The 17,338-nt window shown below is 70.0% G+C and carries 10 protein-coding genes; 5 read left to right on the top strand and 5 right to left on the bottom strand.

Annotated features, from left to right (window positions below; all coding sequences use genetic code 11):
* Positions 1–178: 178 nt before the first annotated feature.
* The gene (locus tag OG272_RS22260) at positions 179–826 is read right to left on the bottom strand and encodes a TetR family transcriptional regulator (RefSeq protein ID WP_326582009.1); all 648 of its coding nucleotides are present in this window, start codon (positions 824–826) and stop codon (positions 179–181) included.
* 458 nt (positions 827–1,284) lie between these two features.
* Between OG272_RS22260 and OG272_RS22255 the strand changes: the two genes are divergently transcribed.
* Both OG272_RS22255 and OG272_RS22250 read left to right on the top strand, forming a co-directional pair.
* Positions 1,285–2,229, top strand: coding sequence for a VOC family protein (locus OG272_RS22255; protein WP_327729129.1), 945 nt, complete (start codon positions 1,285–1,287; stop codon positions 2,227–2,229).
* A 347-nt stretch (positions 2,230–2,576) separates the two neighbouring features.
* On the top strand, positions 2,577–4,928 hold the full coding sequence (locus tag OG272_RS22250; RefSeq protein WP_327729131.1) for a PQQ-binding-like beta-propeller repeat protein: 2,352 nt from the start codon (positions 2,577–2,579) through the stop codon (positions 4,926–4,928).
* Between the two features lie 96 nt (positions 4,929–5,024).
* Here the strand turns inward: OG272_RS22250 and OG272_RS22245 are convergent, their stop codons facing one another.
* A complete protein-coding gene (locus OG272_RS22245; RefSeq protein ID WP_326582012.1) occupies positions 5,025–5,234 on the bottom strand; it encodes a hypothetical protein in 210 nt (69 codons plus the stop codon).
* 952 nt (positions 5,235–6,186) lie between these two features.
* Here OG272_RS22245 and OG272_RS22240 point away from each other — a divergent pair.
* The 3 genes from OG272_RS22240 to OG272_RS22230 all read left to right on the top strand — a co-directional run bounded on the left by OG272_RS22240 (position 6,187) and on the right by OG272_RS22230 (position 8,759).
* The gene (locus tag OG272_RS22240) at positions 6,187–6,645 is read left to right on the top strand and encodes a hypothetical protein (protein WP_326582013.1); all 459 of its coding nucleotides are present in this window, start codon (positions 6,187–6,189) and stop codon (positions 6,643–6,645) included.
* An 11-nt stretch (positions 6,646–6,656) separates the two neighbouring features.
* Positions 6,657–7,250: a hypothetical protein gene (locus OG272_RS22235; RefSeq protein WP_327729133.1), complete on the top strand. Its 594-nt coding sequence runs from the start codon at positions 6,657–6,659 to the stop codon at positions 7,248–7,250.
* Between the two features lie 153 nt (positions 7,251–7,403).
* Positions 7,404–8,759 carry an acyltransferase family protein gene (locus OG272_RS22230; RefSeq protein ID WP_405894597.1) on the top strand — a complete coding sequence of 452 codons (1,356 nt, stop codon included), beginning with the start codon at positions 7,404–7,406 and terminating at the stop codon, positions 8,757–8,759.
* Positions 8,760–8,787: 28 nt separating this feature from the next.
* Here OG272_RS22230 and OG272_RS22225 read toward each other — a convergent pair whose 3' ends face one another.
* The 3 genes from OG272_RS22225 to OG272_RS22215 form a co-directional block, all read right to left on the bottom strand.
* Entirely contained in the window at positions 8,788–9,639 is an 852-nt protein-coding gene (locus OG272_RS22225; RefSeq protein ID WP_405894596.1) for a hypothetical protein, read from the bottom strand.
* A complete protein-coding gene (locus OG272_RS22220; protein WP_405894594.1) occupies positions 9,636–16,421 on the bottom strand; it encodes a polymorphic toxin-type HINT domain-containing protein in 6,786 nt (2,261 codons plus the stop codon). The genes OG272_RS22225 and OG272_RS22220 overlap by 4 nt, the downstream gene beginning before the upstream one ends.
* A 157-nt stretch (positions 16,422–16,578) precedes the next feature.
* The gene (locus tag OG272_RS22215; RefSeq protein WP_405894592.1) at positions 16,579–17,265 is read right to left on the bottom strand and encodes a hypothetical protein; all 687 of its coding nucleotides are present in this window, start codon (positions 17,263–17,265) and stop codon (positions 16,579–16,581) included.
* Positions 17,266–17,338 lie beyond the last annotated feature (73 nt).

Genomic DNA, 17,338 nt, shown 5'->3' with positions numbered 1-17,338 from the left:
GATGACGATCGCCGTACGGTCGTGATGACGGGCGTGATGCCGCCCAGCGGGTCCCCCGGCAGTCCACCAGCGGTCCCCAGGCCCCTGGGCCCCCTGAACGCGGCAGGCGGCACGCCTCGCCCGAGGGTGCCGTCTGCGTGACAGGAATCGCGTCCGGGGCGTGCCCGGGTGCTCCTGGTTACTTCGTGGGTTTCTTGCCGGTGATGCCCAGGTGGACCAGCAGGGCGAGGTTGGGCTTCAGTTCGGCCTGCTTGACGCCCCAGGTCTGGAAGCCCTTCTGGTGCCCGGAGACCGAGGCGAGCATGGCGACGAGGGAACCGGCGAGGGCCGCCGGGCTGACGTCCTTGTCGACGCGGCCCTTGGCCTGGAGCTCGGAGACCGTCTCCGAGAGGGAGTTGGTGACGGAGTTCAGGATCTTCATGCGGATCTTGTAGAAGCGTTTGTCGCCCTCGGCGGCGCCCAGGTCGACGACGCGGAGGATCGCGTCGTTCCTGCGCCAGAACTCCAGGAAACCGTCGACGAGTTCCTGGGCGGTCTGCCAGCCGGCCTTGCCGACCCAGGACCGTCCTTCGAGAAGGCGCGTCAACGTGGCGCCCTCGGCAGCCATTTGCTCGGCGATCTCCAGGACGGCACCTTCGACGTCCGGGAAGTACTGGTAGAAGGTCGCGGGCGAAGTCCCCGCCTTCCGGGCGACATCAATGACTTTGACGTCCCGGTAGGGCGACGAGCTGAGCATCTCGCTGAGGCAGTCGAGCAGCTTCTGCCGGGTCGCCTGCCCTCGTCGGCCGGCCACGCGGCCGTCGACGGTACGCACTTGTCCTGTCATGCCGTCAGCTTACCGAGGGGTGATCGGAGCGCGATTCGGCCGACTGCAAATGGGGAGCATGGGCTTCACCAAGGGGTTCGTGGGATGGCCCTGCGGTGCGGTGGCGGATTTTCTTCGCCCCCGCCGCCCCTACCCGTCCCTCCCCCCACTCTCGGCTTCGCTCGAGCGGGAGGTGCCCCCATCCAGGGGCTGCGCCCCTTCGACCCCGGTCAGGTGTGGTCTTTGGCTGCGGGCCGGTGGGGCTTCTCGCGCAGTTCCCCGCGCCCCTGAAAGACCAGGCCCCTGCGGGCCTGAAAAGCACGGGGCGCCCCCTGCTTTCAGGGGCGCGGGGAACCGTGCGACCAGCCCCCGCCGAACCCGCACCCGCCGACTAACCGAACCCCCCGCGTGATCTCTCGCGCAAAGACGGCGGACGCGCCCGACGCGCGCCCCACGTGCGCCGCCGTTAGCTTGGCCCTATGGCCGATGAGACGGGAGCCGTCACCGGGGCGGGAGCCGTCACCGGGGCGGGAGCCGCCGCCGGGACGGGAAGCGTCCCGTACCCCGAGGGCGTCCCCTGCTGGGTGGACGCCCAGCTGCCCGACGTGGAGGCGGGCAAGCGGTTCTACGGCGAACTCTTCGGATGGACGTTCAGGGTGGCCCCCGGAGACGGCGCCCATGAGGTGTGGGCGTACCCCTCGGGCGCCTCGACCCCGCTCGCCGCCCTCGCCCCCAAGCCCGACGGCCGGCTCCCCACGGCCTGGACGCTGCACTTCGCGACCCCGGACGCGGTCGCCCTGACCGCCCGGATCACCGCGGCCGGCGGTCAGGTGATCATCCCGCCGACCCCGGTCGGCACGCTCGGCACGGCCGCGCTGGCCACCGACGCCGAAGGGGCCGTCTTCGGTCTCTGGCAGGCCGGCAGGCACACCGGCTTCGGGCGGCGCCACGAGCCCGGCACGTTCGCGTGGGCCGAGTTGTACGCGCGGGACACCAAGGCGGCCAATTCCTTCTACGCGCACCTTTTCCACGACGCGCTCTTCGGCCCGGACGCGGCCCCGGACTTCGGCCGGGCCACGCTCACGGACGTCTTCCCGGCGGAGATGCCGCCGCACTTCCTGGTCCACTTCGGGACGGAGGACTGCGAGGCCGCGCTCGGGACCGTCAGCCGGCTCGGGGGCCGGGTGCAGGTGCCGCCGTTCGGCACCTCGTACGGAAATGTGGCGGTCGTCACGGACAATCAAGGCGCGTCGTTCGCGTTGCTCCAGCAGTGGGACGGAAACGGCTGGCGGGAGGCCCCGCAGGAGGCGGACCAGGCCGAACAGCGCCCGGACGAGCTGCGGCAACGGGGGGACGACCGGGGCGAGGACGAGGCCCGGCCGGCGGGAGAACACGGGGCGACCGGCCCGGAGGACAAAGGCTGACCAGCGGGAAGACCGCTTACGGCCGGACTTCGGCCGACTTCCGGCCGGCCTTCGGCCGATCCCCGCGACGCGAGTGAAGAGGCCGCCGCGTGGGCAGGCGTACGGGGTTGTGCGCCGGTGGTACGCGGACCGCCGTACTGTCCCATCATCCGGGCTCCCGCTTCCCGAAAGGCGGACAACGTGGTTTTGTCCTGAGACACCCCGATCCGCCCCCGGGTTCGCACCTGCCCCCGGTAGCAGGAAGAATCGGGGTGCGTGCCGCCATGGCGGTGCGGTGGTGAGACGCTGCACGGGGGTCGCGCGCACAACGTGGGTGACGCGGTCCGTACGGGGAGGTGGCAGGGCAAGTGGTGGATCAGCTGACGCAGCACGATCCGCGGCGGATCGGGCCGTTCGAGGTGCTGGGACGGCTGGGTGCCGGCGGCATGGGGCTGGTCTATCTGGCGCGCTCGGCGTCGGGGCGGCGCGTGGCGATCAAGACCGTGCGGACGGAGCTGGCGGAGGATCAGCTCTTCCGGGTCCGGTTCACGCGTGAGGTCGAGGCGGCCCGCGCGGTGTCCGGTTTCTACACGGCGGCCGTGGTCGACGCCGACCCCCGCGCGGCCGTGCCGTGGCTGGCGACCGCGTACGTCCCCGCGCCCTCGCTCGAGGAGATAGTGAACGACTGCGGCCCGATGCCGGTCCAGGCCGTCCGCTGGCTCGCCGCGGGCGTCGCCGAAGCCCTGCAGTCCATCCACGGCGCCGGACTCGTCCACCGCGACCTCAAGCCCTCCAACGTGCTCGTCGTCGAGGACGGTCCGCGCGTGATCGACTTCGGCATCGCGTCCGGTGTATCGAACACACGTCTGACGATGACGAACGTCGCCGTCGGCACGCCCGCGTACATGTCGCCCGAGCAGGCGAAGGACTCGCGGAGCGTCACCGGCGCGAGTGACGTCTTCTCGCTCGGCTCGATGCTCGTGTTCGCCGCCACCGGACACGCGCCGTTCCACGGGGCCAACCCGGTCGAGACCGTCTTCATGCTGCTGCGCGAGGGCCCCGACCTCTCCGGCCTCCCGGACGACCTGCGCCCCCTCATCGAGTCCTGTATGCAGATGGACCCGACCGCGCGCCCCAACCCCGCCGACCTCCAGGCCCAGCTCGCGCCCCATCTCTTCGGCTCCGGCTCGGACGACAGCGGTACGGCGTCGGCGTGGCTGCCCGAGAAGGCGGTCAGCATGATCGAGACGCGCCGGGGCGGGCGCGCCGTGCCCAAGCAGCAGGCTTCCGGCGGGCGCAGTGGCGGCGGTCGCCCGACCGCCCCGGTACCGCCGCCCCCGCCGTCGTACGACCCCGCGCCCGTGTCGCCCGTCTCCCTCGGCGCCCCCGACACCGGGCCGGTCCGGCTCGCCGGCGGCCAGGTGCCCATCGGGCCCGGTCCGCGCGTCGCCGACGCCCGCGCCGCCGCCGTGAAGGCGCCCCCTCCCGAGGCGGGCCTCGCCGCCTCCTGGTCCCGCCCGCGCGCCGGCGTGAACGGCGCCGACCCCGCGCCCTCCGCGAGCGCCCCGCCCGCCCCGGAACCGGCCGCCTCCGGCTGGCGCCCCTGGCGTTTCCGCATGTCGAACGACGTCTGGGGCACCCCTTCCGTCGCCGACGACCTCGTCTACGTCACCTCCTTCGAGGTGCACGCCCTGGACGTGGCCACCGGCCGGCGCCGCTTCAAGACCCGGGACGTCGCCTGGTCGATGGCGGTCGCGGACGGTCGTATCCACGCCTCCGACGGCCCGACCCTCTTCGCACTCGACGCCCGTGAGGGCGCCGACCTGTGGCGGCTGTCGACGGACGCCTGGGTGTACTCGCTGAAGGCCGACCGGGGCACGGTGGTCACCGCCACCCGGGGCGGCGGCGTACAGGGCTGGGAGGCGTCCAACGGGCACAAGCTCTGGGAGCTCGCCGGCGCCCAGGCCGACTTCGAGTCCCCCGAGGCGGGCCCGGTCGTCCACGACGGCACGGTGTACGTCTGGAAGGACGCCCGGCTGCGCGCGCTGGAGGCCCGTACGGGCGACGAGCGCTGGTCGTACCCCATCGGGGACGCGGCCTCCTGCGGCGGCGTCCCCGTGCGGCTGACCCCGGCCTCCGACGGCTATGTGTACGTCTCCGCCGGGAGCCGCGTCCTCGCCGTCGACGTGGCGAGCGGGCACGTCCGCTGGCACTTCGAGGCTCCGGCCGTCTTCCTCTCCGCGCCCACCTTCGCGCCCGGCCCGGCGGTCACGGGCGGTGGCGTCTACCTCGCCGACTACCTCGGCACGGTCTACGCGCTCGACGCGACGGACGGACGGGACCGGTGGAGGATCGCGACGGAGTCCCGCTCCTCCCTGGAACCGGTGCTGGTGGCCGCCGGGCACGTCCACGTGGGCAGCGGCAAGGGGCTCTACACCCTCGACGCGGTCACGGGAACGCCGAAGTGGCGCTTCCAGGCGGGCGGGGAGATCGTGGGGGCGCCCTCGGTGGCGGAGGGGCGGATCCACTTCGGCTCGACCGACCATCTGCTGTACACGCTGAAGGCCGACGACGGGCGGCTGCGGTGGAAGCTGGCGACGGGCGGTGAGATCACCGGGTCGCCCGTGGTCAAGGACGGTGTCGTGTACGCGTGCAGCAAGGACCGGTGCGTGTACGCGCTGGACGCGGAGAAGGGGACGGGGACGGCGCGGACGACGTGAGGGCGGGTCCGGTCCCGTAACGGGCGAAGCCCCTTCAGGAGCGAAGCTCCTTCAGGGGCGCGGGGCCGCCGGACGTCCTGCCCTACGGGCCGTGCGTCAGAGCGAGGCGCAGACGCTGACGTGGTTGTACTGGGCGGCGGTGCCCAGGACCTCGTTCTTGACGCCCTCGATCTGGGTCAGGACGGTCGCGTCGCTGACAGCGGTGGGTCCGGCGACGAGGCTGGCGTGCGGGGCCAGGCCACCGGAGACGTTGTCGAGCGCGGCGTCGGAGATCTCGACGGTCTCGACCTGGGGAGCGGAGTTCATGAGGAAACTTCCCTTCGTATGGATGATCCACAAGGGGGGGGGTGGCCCCGCTGGGGACTAGCGGGCCCCGGCCGCAGACGTGCGACCCCGTTTCCGGAGACTCGCGCGTTGCTGCCGCGGTGCCAGGGATCAAAGCACGGAGCACGCCGGGCATCCAATCAACCGGACCACGCGCCCGGGAAGTCGAACGAGCAGGCGACGCAACCGTGCAGGCCGGCACACGATTTGAGGACACCTTCTCTACGTACCGTGCGATATCGGGACGCGGCTGAGCAGTGCCACCGGGATTGAGAACAGGACACTTCATGCCAACTTCATGCCGGCGGAGCGGCATCCGGCATGCCGCTGCGCGGCCGCATCGCGCGGCGTGATGCGGCTATGTACGCACTGTGCAGATTCCCGGAAGCCGGAAACCACGCAGCCTCGGACACGGACAGTTGTCGATCGGTGCCAGGGCGGTGGGTGTTCCCCGAGTGTGAGGTCACGCAGGGCCGCGCGTGCCCCGCGTGCGGCTCTCTCTGCTTCGCGGTACCGGTCAAGTGGGCCGCCACGTACGGCCGTACGATGTCCCGCTCCACGTCCCCCGAGTCCGGGTGCCGCGGCCGCTCGGTCCGCGTGAGCGGACGCGCTTCGCCCCTGCACGTCTACGACGCAGGACAGCACCCGCGGCATCCGCAGATGCCCGTCCTGCCGCTGCCCAGGCCTGATGGCTCCAGGCGCCCGGATGGGGAGAGCGACGGTTCCCGCTGGGCGCTTGTCCGATTCCACGGCCAGGCAACTCCGTGACCGCGCGATCGACCGGCTCCGTGTTCCTCACGTGCTGTTAGGGTGTCGTGCGCCTGTCAGCGGAAGGGATCCGTTTGCGGGTGTGACATCAAAACAACGCTACTCAACGGGGGTTGAGCCAGTGCAGTCTCGTCATGTCCGGGCCATCGCGGTTTTCGGTATCGCCGTGTTCGCACTCACCGGAGCCCGCGGCTCCAGCGGCGGAGGCTGCTCCGGCGGCTCTTCGTCATCCAGCTCCTCCAGCTCCAGCGGGGGCAGCGACAGCGGCGGTACGACCACCACGGGCGGGAGCACCACCTCGGGGACGGGCGGGACGTCCAGCTCCAAGGGTGCCGCCAGGGATCTGAAGATCGAGACCTGTGAGTACGACCGTGGTCTGGCCGCCCGAGTCCGTGCCACCAACAGCAGCTCGGGCACCACGTACAGCTACACGTTCGACGTCGAGTTCACGGACGCCGACGGCAAGCGTGTCGCCACCACCGAGGGTGGCGCCATCCGGTCCGTGCCCGCCGGTTCCTCCGACGTCCTTGACGTCAAGGTGAACGAGGGCTCGGTGGACGACAGCGCTTTCGCGGCGGGTGGCGGCACCTGCAAGCTGACCGGCCTGTCGCGTACCGCCGAGTGAGGGGGCCTCTCATGCGCGGACAAACACGGGTGCGCGGGCTGAGGTTCGCGTCGATGGCGGTGATCGTCGTGCTCGCGCTGACCGGGTTCTCGACGGGACGCGGTTCCAGCGGCGGTTCCAGCTCCAGTTCCAGCGGCGGCAGCGACGGTGGCAGTGGCGGCGGCTGCAGCTCCTCCTCCCAGGACCACGACACCTCGTCCTCGTCGTCGGGCGGCACATCCGGCCTGGGGAAGAGCGACGACTACGACGACTACGACGACAGCTATGACGACTCGTACGACGACTCGTACGACGACTCCTCCACCGAGGACACCGGCTCGGGCGAGGCACAACTGGAGTCGGCGACCGTGCGGTTGGTGACGTGCGCGTCCGCGAAGCAGCCGTACGCGACCGTGGAGGTGACCAACCCCAACGCGGTCGACGCCGAGTTCTCGGTCATGGTCTCGTTCATCGACAAGAACGGAGCCCTGGTCGAGAACGGGGAGTGGCAGGTCGAGGTGGCCGCCGGCGACAAGGCGACCTCCCGCATCGAGATGGCCGAGCAGACCATGGCGGCCTCGGTCGACCGCTGTGAGGCCGAACCGGAGGCCGAGCCGACGAGCTGACCCGGGCGACGCCGGGTGCTCACCGCACCCGGCGTCCACCAGGTCGGCGCCCCGAACGGCTCCGCCCGCCCTGCGCCCTGCCGCTTCCCGGGCTGCCCGACAGGCCGGACCACGCCCATCGGAGCCGAGCTGAACACCGGAGAAGAACCGCACGTGAGAACGGGTATGAAGTCCTCGCCCTCCGCATCGCCCCGGTCTTCCCGGTTCTCCCGGTCCTCCCGGTCCTCCCGGTCCTCCAGGGCGGCCGCGTCCGGTGCGTCGCGGCTCGGCTGGCTGGACGCGTTGCGCGGCATCGCGGCGCTCGTCGTGGTGTTCGACCACTCGTCGTACTCGTTCATGGCGGAGTTCCGACGGGAGCTGATGCCGGAGTTCAACACCAGCCGCTACGGCATCATGGTGTTCTTCCTGGTCAGCGGCTACATCATCCCCGCGTCGCTGGAACGCCGGGGCAGTGTGAGGACGTTCTGGACCGGCCGCCTCTTCCGTATCTACCCGCTGTGCGCGGCCGTCGTCACCGGTCTGCTCGTGGCCGACCACTTCGGCGTGGCGGAGATCCGGGACTTCGGCGGACAGAGCCTCACCTCGGTGGCCCTGGCCCATCTCACCCTGTTCCAGGAGCTGTTGGGCACCCCCAATCTCCTGCTCGTCCTGTGGACCCTCTCGTACGAGATGGCCTTCTACCTCCTGGTCGTCGGCCTCTTCACCGTCCGCCTGCACCGGCGGTCCGGCGCGGTCGCCGTCACCCTGGCGGCGCTCGCCGCGCTGAGCGTGGCGGCGGGGTTCGCGCTGCCGGCGTCGGCCCTCTCCGACGCGCTGGGCACCGGCAGGCTGATCGCGCTCGCGTCGGTCGTGATGCTCATCGCCATCTGCTGCGCGTGCACCGGGTCGGCCGCGCTCAGGGTGTTCGGGGGCGTGCTGGGCGGGGTCCTCGCGCTGGCCCTGGTCGCCTTCAACGGCACGGTGCCGGTGTGGGAGGGCCTGGTGATCCTCGCCGTGATGTTCCTCGGTACGGCGGTGTACCGGGCCGACACCGGTCAGAGCAGCTGGGCGTGGGCGGGGTGCGCGGCGGCGTTGGTGGTCGCCTGCGCGGTCGGGAGCGCGTATGTCGACGGCGACGGGGGCCACTTCACCCGGCGCGCCTGGATCGTGTCCTTCCTGCTGGCCGTGGCCACCTTCGGCATCGGGCTGGCGCTGCGCCGCCGACGGATCCCACGGCTGCTGACGTTCCTGGGCATGATCAGCTACTCCGTCTACCTCGTGCATCCCCTGCTGCTGGCGGTGAGCGACGGCACGATCGGCCGCCGCCGCCACGACGACCTCGTCCTCGAAGTGGCCTTCTACGCCGTGCTGTTGCCGGTGTGCGTGCTGACGTACTACTGCGTCGAGGCACCGGCCCAGAGATGGGGCCGACGCCTGACCCGCCGTGACACCCCGGACCGGGAGGCCGATCACGCAAGACGCTCGGCCGGGAAACCCCAGCCGAGCGTCTCGCCGAGATCCTGGCCGTGACCAGGTCCTCACCTTCTCTCCGTGTTGATCAGCGGATGTCCGCCCACTGCCCTCTGTTCACTCCGTCAGGGTCCGGCACCACGCACCAGTCCCCCATGACGTCGTCGGCCAGGACGAGTGTGTATCCCTCGGCGACGACTTCTGAGAGATCGTCGGCTCCACCGGGGAACGCCCGATAGGGCAATTCGCCAGGCAGCAGCGGAGCCTTGAAGGCGGTGAAGTCGTCCTCCAGTGTCTCGGATCCTGGCCGCAGATCCGGGTCGGTGACCACACAGAGGAGAGAACGGGGCCGCACCAGCTCGGCCACTTCCCCGGCGTTCTGCCGGGTCACCAGGAACCACGTGCAGCCGAAGGAGCCGTGCGCCCAGCGCTCGCACAGCAGCGTCACGTGATCCGACATGTCCCGTACCGCGGACCAGAAGCTCTCGTCCGCGACAGCCCGCACGAGCCCTTCCGTGTCTACCGGATCCGGATCCGAGTTCCGCCACTGGAGGCTCACGCTCTCGCCCCGGAGCCCCGTGAGCTCAGTGGCCACCTGCGGTGTGGTGTGCAGGTGCACGGCCCCTTCCCACCCCGACACGATGTGGAGCCGACCCGGCAGGGAGAGCCGGCAGTACGGGCCCCTCCCGGCAGCCATTCCCTCGACGAGATCGACTGCTTGTGAGGGGCTGACATCGACACCGTTGCGAAGATTGGCGTATCTGCCCGGCAGAGGCCGGTTCACCAGCAGCTCCCCGACCTCGAGGGCATCGGCCTCGCTCTGCTGGATCACGATCGCGAGGATCCCGCGCAACTCCGCCGCGTACGCACTCCAGTGCCGTGCGTCAGCCAGCTCGGATCGCACGCTCTCGGTGTGCGGGCTGAGAACGAGTTCTCTCATTTCGCTACCTTCTTGAGCCCCTGAACCACTCCCGACGGTGAGATGTCCAATCCGTAGGTTCCGTCCCGGGCCGAGTCCTTGGTCGACTGGAAGGGGTTCTTGAAACTCGCCCCCTTGAATATGGCTTCCTTGTTGTGTCCGGTCCTGTCGTAGGTGATGTACCTGGGCTGGCCGCCGGCTGCCTTCTTGTGCTCCCAGATCGCGGCCCCACCGGCGGACCGCTTGTTGGTCTTCGTGTATCCCAGGAACTGCGCGACGTCGTCCGCCTGCGAGCGGGTGAGCGAGTTGCAGTTGGCGTTGCTGTTGTGGACGAGGACCGGGGTGGCACCCGCCAGCACATGGTAGGTGTGGAAGTCCGCCACAGTGAGGTTGTGCACGGTGGCCGACTGGGTCCAGCGACGGACCTCGGTGATGCGGACCAGGGACCCGGTGGCCGTACGGAGCTGTTCGCCCGCGGTCAGGTCGGTGGCGTCGGTCCACGTGCCGAGCGCCGGGACCCAGAACGGGTGGCCGGCTGTCGCGGTGATCGTGGCGGTCTGCTTCTTGCCGTCGACCTCGATGGCAAGGGTGACCCTGACCAGGTTCTTCCGGCCTTCGCCGATGATCTCGGCGGTGACCGTCTTGACCTCGGTGCGGCCGGTTCTCGGGTCCGTCGAGAGGACCTTGTCTCCCGTTCGCACGTCCTCGATCGCCTTGGTCGTGCCGTCGGCCATGAGGACCTGAGTGTCCGGGGCGAAGCTGTTGCAGGGTGCTCCCCGGCCGGCCGCGCCGCCCAGGTAGGCCAGCAATCCCGTGTAGACGACTTCCTTGACGACGTTGCCCCGCGCGACGGCGGCGGCCTTCTCGTTGCATTCCTCCGCGTGATAGACGCAGTAGGTCGCCGCGATCTCCTTGGCCTTCTCGACGTCCTTGCCGCCGTGCAGTACATAGAGGAAGGCTTGGCGGCATCCCTCACGCCCGAAGCAGGCGGTACCTTCCTGGCCCTTCTGGGAGTTCTCGTAGACCGGGTTGTACCAGAAGTCGTCGGTGAACTCCCCGTTCATCCTGGGGTGCCAGTAATCATCCGCTATGTGGTCGATGTCGTTCGACACCGGGGTGTTGGCCGCCACCCAGTGCTTCTTCGCGGCCTGGGAACGCTTGTAGATGTTGCCGCGGCGGTAGTCGGTCGTACCCGATTTCGCGTCGTAGCCGACTTCCTTCTGGGTTTTCTTGCTGCAGTTCGCGAGGGAGTACTGGCAGGAGTTGGGCCGGGACCCGATCTCTGTGCCCGCCGGGTCGGAGTGGGTCAGCGGGTTGTTGTTGGCGTAGGCGTAGCCGTGCATCTGCTGCGGATCGGTCGCCGTGAAGACCGGGTCGACCGACAGGAAGCGACCCAGGGCGGGGTCGTACTCGCGCGCGCCCAGGTGCGTGAGCCCGGTGGCGGTGTCGACGGTGCCGCCGACGAAGCCCTTGGTGCCGGGCCAGTTGTTCGGCTCGGTGCCGCGTGGCCCGCCGAAGGGCAGGGTGCGGCGCTGGGTCAGGGCCTGGGTGGTGGCGTCCACGGACAGCTGGGCCGTGCCGTGGTGGTCGGCCAGGGCAAAGGAGAACTTCCCGTCATTGGCCTGGACGGCCATGTGGCCGCCGCCGACGTCGAAGTAACGCGTGCCCTTGGGGGCCGTCGCACCCTTGGCCAGGGTGATCTCCGTGGCACCGAGGTACAGCGTGGTCTCGGTCGGGGTCCGGCCGATCAGACGGTTGCCCTCGGTGTCGTACAGATACTCGGTGACCTTGTCGCTGCCGCCCTCCACGGGCTGGGTGACCTTGGCCAGATGGCCCTCGGCGTCCCAGTCCAGCGTCTGGGAGGTGCCGTCACCCAGCAGACGGGTGTGCGTGTTGCCCGCGTCGTCATAGCCGAAGCTGTCGGTGGACTTCACGGTCCCGGTGGTGTTGTCCACCGAGGTCACCGCGTGCGGCCGGACGGCGCCCGGGTCCGGGTAGTGGTAGCTGCGCTTGGTGTCGGAGCCGCCGGACGCGGTCGCGTGCTGGGTCTCGGTGAGCCGGTTGCCGACCTTGTCGTAGGTGTAGGAGGTCCAGTACGGGGCCGGGCCGCCCACCGCGCCCGTGCTGGGCGTGGCGACGCAGCCGATGGTCGACTGGGCCCAGGCCTCCTTCACCCGCCCGAGGTGGTCGTAGCTGAAGCACTGGTTGTCGGTGCCGGAGCGGGAGGTGTCGGAGACGGACAGGACGTTGCCCGCCTCGTCGTACGCGTAGGTGTTGAGCTGGTCGACACCCGAGACGTCCTGGCGGTCCACCCGTGAGGTGGCCAGCCGCTGGGTGCCCCACTGGTAGGTGTTGGTCTCGTACGTGGCCTTTCCGCCGTTCGCGGCCATGGAGTACTGCAGCGGCTTGCCGGTGAGGCTGTAGTCGGTGCTCGCGGTCAGGTTCAGCGGTCCGCTGACCCCGATGGGCCGCAGGGTGCCGTCCTCGTAGGTGTGGGTGACGGTGTTGGCGGCCAGATCACCGGCCTTGGGGTAGCCGACGCCCTGCACCGTGCCCGACGCGTTGTAGCTGGTGGTCGACAGATACGTGCCGGCCAGCGCGCCCTCGGCCGACGGGATCGTCATCGAGGTGCGCAGCGGCCGGTACAGCCGGTCGTAGGCGACGACGCTCGACTTGTACTCCTGGCCGCCGCTGTAACGGGAGCTGGACGCGAGCTGGCCCTTGGCGCCGCTGATGGTGTCGTAGACCCACTTGGCGCGCAGCGTGCCGGACGACGAGTTCTCCCGCAGCTCGGTCTTGCGGCCCAGGCCGTCGTAGACGTAGGCGAGGACGCCCTTCGCGTCCCTGGAGGTGGTCATCAGGGACCGGTCGTCGTAGTCGAGATGACCGGCGCCCTTGTCCGGGTCGGTGGTGTCGGTGAGCCGGCCCATCAGGTCGTACGTCCACGTCCAGGCGTTGCCCGCCGGGTCGGTGACCTTGGTCAGCTCACCGCGCGGCGAGTAGCCGTACGACGTGGTGTCGTAGTCGGCGTCGGCGGCACGGGAGTGCAGCAGGCGCAGTTCGGTGGTGCGGCCGCGGGCGTCGGTGACGGCGGTCTGCGCCGTGCCGCCGACGGGCGGGATGACCGTGGTGCGGTCACCGCCGTAGACGGTCTTCGTGACGCCGAGCACCGCTCCGCCGTCGCCGTTGCCGGCGATCGCCTTCAGTTCGGTCACCCGGCCGAGGCCGTCGTAGGTGTACCGGTCCTGGGTCTCCACGCTCAGCGCGTCAGCGGGCTTGAAGAGCGTGCTCGACGGCGCGGCGGTGATGTAGTAGGGAGCGAACTCCTTCGTCTTCAGGCCGCGTTCGTCGTAGAAGGTGTCCGTCAGCAGTGTCCCGCCGTCGGGCCCGGGAGCCTGCGTCTGGCGGGGCCGCAGGAAACCGTCGTAGAGGGTGTAGACGGTGTCCTGCGCACCCGAGTTGCCGATGGTCTTTGTCCCCACCGCGATCGGCTTGCCGTCGGTGATGGTGTAGGTGAACTCGTTGCTGGGGGTCTGGCCCGTCGTCCGGTCCGGCAGCCACACCTTGGTGGCGCGACCCAGCGCGTCGTACGCGTAGGTCGTGACCTTGCTGTTGGTGTCGGTCTCGGTGAGCGGCAGCCCGCGCAGCGCCTCGTAGGTGGTGGCCGAGGTCTGCGCGGTCGTGCTGTCGCCCGCCGTGGCGGGCGGGGTGGTCACCGTGCTGCTCGTCGCGAAGCCCGTGGTCGGGGTGTACGCGGTGGTGGTGGTCCGGCCGTCGGAGCGGGCGGTCCTGGTGAGCACGCCCGCGGCGGTGACGGTGACGTCGGCCGTCAGGTCGGTGGTGGTCAGTGCCCGGCCGTAGCCGTCGAAGGTGGAGCTGGACTCCAGGTAGACCGCGCTGGTGCCGTTGTACGTCTTGAGCTTCGCGGTCCTGGTGGCGTCGCCCTTGGTCGCCGCGGCGCCGTACGCCCCGCCGTCGTAGGCGGTGCGGACGTCGGAGACGACGTCGGCCGGGCGGCTCGTGGTCGCGTCGCACGCCTTGGCGACCGTCTCGACGCGCGCCGGGAGGCCCAGGGGGACGCTGCCGGAGACATGGGTGGTGCGGGTGCACTGGTTGTCGGCCGCGGTGGTCGTGTCGCCCAGGTCCTCGCTCTGGACGACCAGGCCGGTGGCGGGGTCGTGGGTGTCGGAACCCGAGGTGGTCCGCCACTTGGTGCCCGCGCCGTCGTCCAGCGAGGTCCACGACTTCGTGGACGCGGTGCCGGTGAAGTTGGCGGTGACGGTGCCCCAGTCGCGGACCTTCTTCGCGGTCTCCTTGTGCCAGGGCCGGCTCACCGTCTTGTCGAGGACCTTGCCGCCGGGACCGGAGTAGGTGACGGTCTTGTACGCGAACCCGGCCTGCGACTCGTGGTCGGTGATCGGATCGCCCTCGCCGTCTCCCAGGGTGACACTCACGGACTTGGTGCCGCCGGAGGTGTCCTTGCGGTCGCCGTCCATGCCGCGCAGGAAGTACGAGTCGGTCTGCGACTTCATGGCCGAGGCGCCGCCCTGGCCGCCCGTCCGCACCCGTACGTGGCCGTAACCGCGCCACTGCGACCAGGTCTTGGACTTGGCCTTGGTCATCCCGTCGTCATCGTCGTAGTGCCAGGCCGCGCCGTCCAGGTAGTCGTACAGGGTGACCTGGTCGGGGGAGCCGCCCGTGCGGTCGGTCGAGGTGACCGAGTCGACGACGTACTTGTTGAACCACTGCAGGTCCGGGTCGTCGGTCGAGCTGCCGCCGATGTACTGCGGGAAGCAGCGGGTGGTGTTGGTGTGCGGGGTCGGCAGCGCATCGAAGTCGCAGACCGGTGCCGAGTAGCCGACGTCGATCTGGCCGCCCGAGTCGTCGGCGACGGTCGACAGCCGGGACTTGATGTACGGGGCGTAGCCGTCGCCGGTCTTGTCGAGCCGGTTGGCGAGCTGGGTGTAGGCGAAGGTGGTCTTCGGCAGCGTGATCGAGGCCGTGCCGTCGTGGCCGGTGCGCTGGACGGAGTCCAGCAGCAGCTGGTAGTCGGTGTCGGCCATGCCCCAGCGGTGGGTCAGCTTCCAGGAGTCGACGTCGCTGTACGCGCCGGACACCAGCACCTGGGTGGTGACGCCGGTCAGCCGCTTGCGGGTGAAGAACGCCGGGGAGTACCGGCCCTCGTCGCAGTCGGTCCCCGCCTCGCAGTTCAGGTCCCACGGGGTGTCGTACCAGTACGCGGAGTCCGTGGAGATGGACGAGCACGTGGTCGAGCTGTCGGCGATGCACCGCTCGCTGTTGCTGAGGTCGACCTTGGCCAGCGCCTTCGCCGAGTACATGGCGGAGGACTTCAGCCCGTACTCGACGCGGTCCAGCGTTCCGCCGCGTACGTACGGGGTGTCGTCGGCGGCGGTCACGTTGCGGCCGTAGGAGTTGGTCTCCTTGTCGTAGTAGTACGCGACCGCGTTGCCGCGCCGGTCCACGACGTAGTCCAGGTTCCAGCGCCAGCCCTGCTGGCACCAGGACGCCGCGAACGTGGAGGCGTTGCACGGCTCGTCGGTGTTGTTGCCGAAGACCGGCACCGTCCACGTCGAGTCCGTGGTCTCGTTGCCGCTCGCCCAGCCGGGCAGCCGGTTGTAGCCGAAGTAGTACCGCGTGCCGTCGGGGGTGGTCACCCGCCAGTACTCGTCGTTGCGCGCCCCGTTGGACCGCACGTTGTCGCTGGAGCCGTAGATCCGGTCGATCTTCGTGCCGTCGTCGTTCTGCAGCTTCCAGGAGTTGGTGCCGTTCGGCACCAGCTCCCCGCCGGAGCCGTTCAGCGACAGGGTGGCGTTGTCGTACGCCCAGCACAGATCGCCCGGCTTCTTCCCGTCGGCGTTGGTCGCCCCGTCCTCCTCGCAGCCCTTGTAGCTGCGCTCGATGAAGCCGGGCGCCAGCTCGAAGCCGTCACCGACCCACGACGCCTGGTTGTTGGTGTTGCCCGTCCGGCCGTCGACACCGCCGGAGGAGTACGAGAGCCCGACCTGCGGGGTCAGCCCACCGGGTACCTGCGGCACCGCCATGTCGTACGACCAGGCGAACGAGCCGCTGCTCAGGTCCGTGTTCCAGGTGGACGAGGCCGACAGGGACGTGGCCTTGTAGTCACCCTTGTCGCTGCTCGCCGCCGCGGTGGCCGCCAGGACGGTGGCCGAGCCGGCGCTGAGGGCGACCGACTTGGTGGTCAGCGTCTGCTTGTCGGTGTCGTTGACGGTCTCCACGGGGCGCGTGGTGCGGCACTTCGCCTTCTGCGGTGTGGTGAGTGCGCAGGCGGGGAGTTGGACGAAGGTGAGGCGGGAGGCGTAGTTGCCGCCGTAGAGGCCGGCGAAGGAGGAGTAGTCGAGCGCGGCGCGTGCCTTGCCCGCGCGCTGCTCGGTGTTCTGGCGGGGTGTCAGGGTGAAGACGGGGCCGTCGACGCCGGTCTTGCGGGCCGCCTTCTTGGACAGGGTGCGCACGGTGTAGGTGCCGTCGGCCGCGTCGGCGGACTTCTTGACGCGGGTGTCCAGGGTGAGGGGGAGTCCCTTGACCCGGGTGGTGGCCTTCTGAAGGGTGACGGTCGCGGTGGTCGCCTTGGGCCAGGTGGTGGCCGGGTCCTCGGCGGGTGTGCGGGGGCCCTTGGTGATCTTGCGGGGTACGGCTTTGCCCGCCGGGCCGCCGGCGACCGGGTGCTCGGCCTGCGGCAGCGCGGGCTTGCGCCAGCCCTGGGCGACGGCGGGCAGGCTCGACGCCTGTATCAGTGTCCCGGTCAGCACGGCGGCCGTGGCCATGGCTACCCGCCGCCATGGCCTGCCTGTTCTCCTGCTTGGTCTGGCCTTCATGCGCGTCTGTTTCTCCCGTTGAGTGGTGAGCGTCGAGTGTTGAGTTGCGAGCGTTGAGCGTTGAGCGTTGAGTGGCGAGTGGCGCGTGGCGGTGGATGGGCGACGGTTACTTCACGGCGCCGAAGTTTCGGATCTTTTCCACTTGCCTCTTGACCAACTCGTCGGGAATTCGGGCCGGCTTCTTCCCGTCGGACGGGTTCGGCCTGACGAAGTGGTGGAACATCGCGACCGTCGTGCCTTGCCGCAGCACCACCACGGCGTGGGGGACCCGGATCTTCACGCCGTCCGGATACGACACGACCTCGACCAACCGCACGGAGACGGATTCGTCCCCGTATCCGGGATCGGGTTGCACCTCGACGTCCTCGTAGGCCAACCGGCCTTCCTTGAAGGCGGTGCAGTTGTCGGCCGCCGTACGGAAGTCCCGCACCACCCGTTTCGCATCGCCGGTCCTGTGCGAGGCGAGAGTCATGACGGCCCCGGGGCGTGTCCCCTTGCCGCCGTACGTCCGGTTGATCCGCGCGTGGGCCGCGTAGGCACTGCTGCTCCGCCCGAGAGTCCGGGCGATCGCACTGCACCGGTCAGGCTCGGCCCTCCTCTCGGAAGGACCCGTGCTCATCGGTATACGGCCCGGCTTCTCACCGTCGCGCTCACCCAGCGCGACGAGATCGAGATCGGCCTCGGTCCACGGCTCACGTGAGGTGCTGTTCGCCGAAGAGTCCCTGCCCTCGGAACTCGCGCTGCCCTTTCCGGTGTTCTCTCCGCACGCGGCGACGAGAAATGCGGCGATCACCGCGGCCACCGCACCATTGATGCCTGATCTGCGCACAATCGTTCGTTCCCTGTTCTGAGGATTACGGTCTGGA

The sequence above is a fragment of the Streptomyces sp. NBC_00104 genome, assembly GCF_045160825.1.
In the GTDB taxonomy this organism is placed as follows: domain Bacteria; phylum Actinomycetota; class Actinomycetes; order Streptomycetales; family Streptomycetaceae; genus Streptomyces.
This window is presented reverse-complemented; position numbering and strand designations above follow the sequence as displayed.

What these genes read in the sequence shown, in the direction of transcription:
- OG272_RS22225 (WP_405894596.1), bottom strand. Translation starts at nt 9,639, where the DNA reads ATGAGAGAACTCGTTCTCAGCCCGCACACCGAGAGCGTGCGATCCGAG.
- OG272_RS22255 (WP_327729129.1), top strand. Translation starts at nt 1,285, where the DNA reads ATGGCCGATGAGACGGGAGCCGTCACCGGGGCGGGAGCCGTCACCGGG.
- OG272_RS22260 (WP_326582009.1), bottom strand. Translation starts at nt 826, where the DNA reads ATGACAGGACAAGTGCGTACCGTCGACGGCCGCGTGGCCGGCCGACGA.
- OG272_RS22235 (WP_327729133.1), top strand. Translation starts at nt 6,657, where the DNA reads ATGCGCGGACAAACACGGGTGCGCGGGCTGAGGTTCGCGTCGATGGCG.
- OG272_RS22220 (WP_405894594.1), bottom strand. Translation starts at nt 16,421, where the DNA reads ATGGCCACGGCCGCCGTGCTGACCGGGACACTGATACAGGCGTCGAGC.
- OG272_RS22245 (WP_326582012.1), bottom strand. Translation starts at nt 5,234, where the DNA reads ATGAACTCCGCTCCCCAGGTCGAGACCGTCGAGATCTCCGACGCCGCG.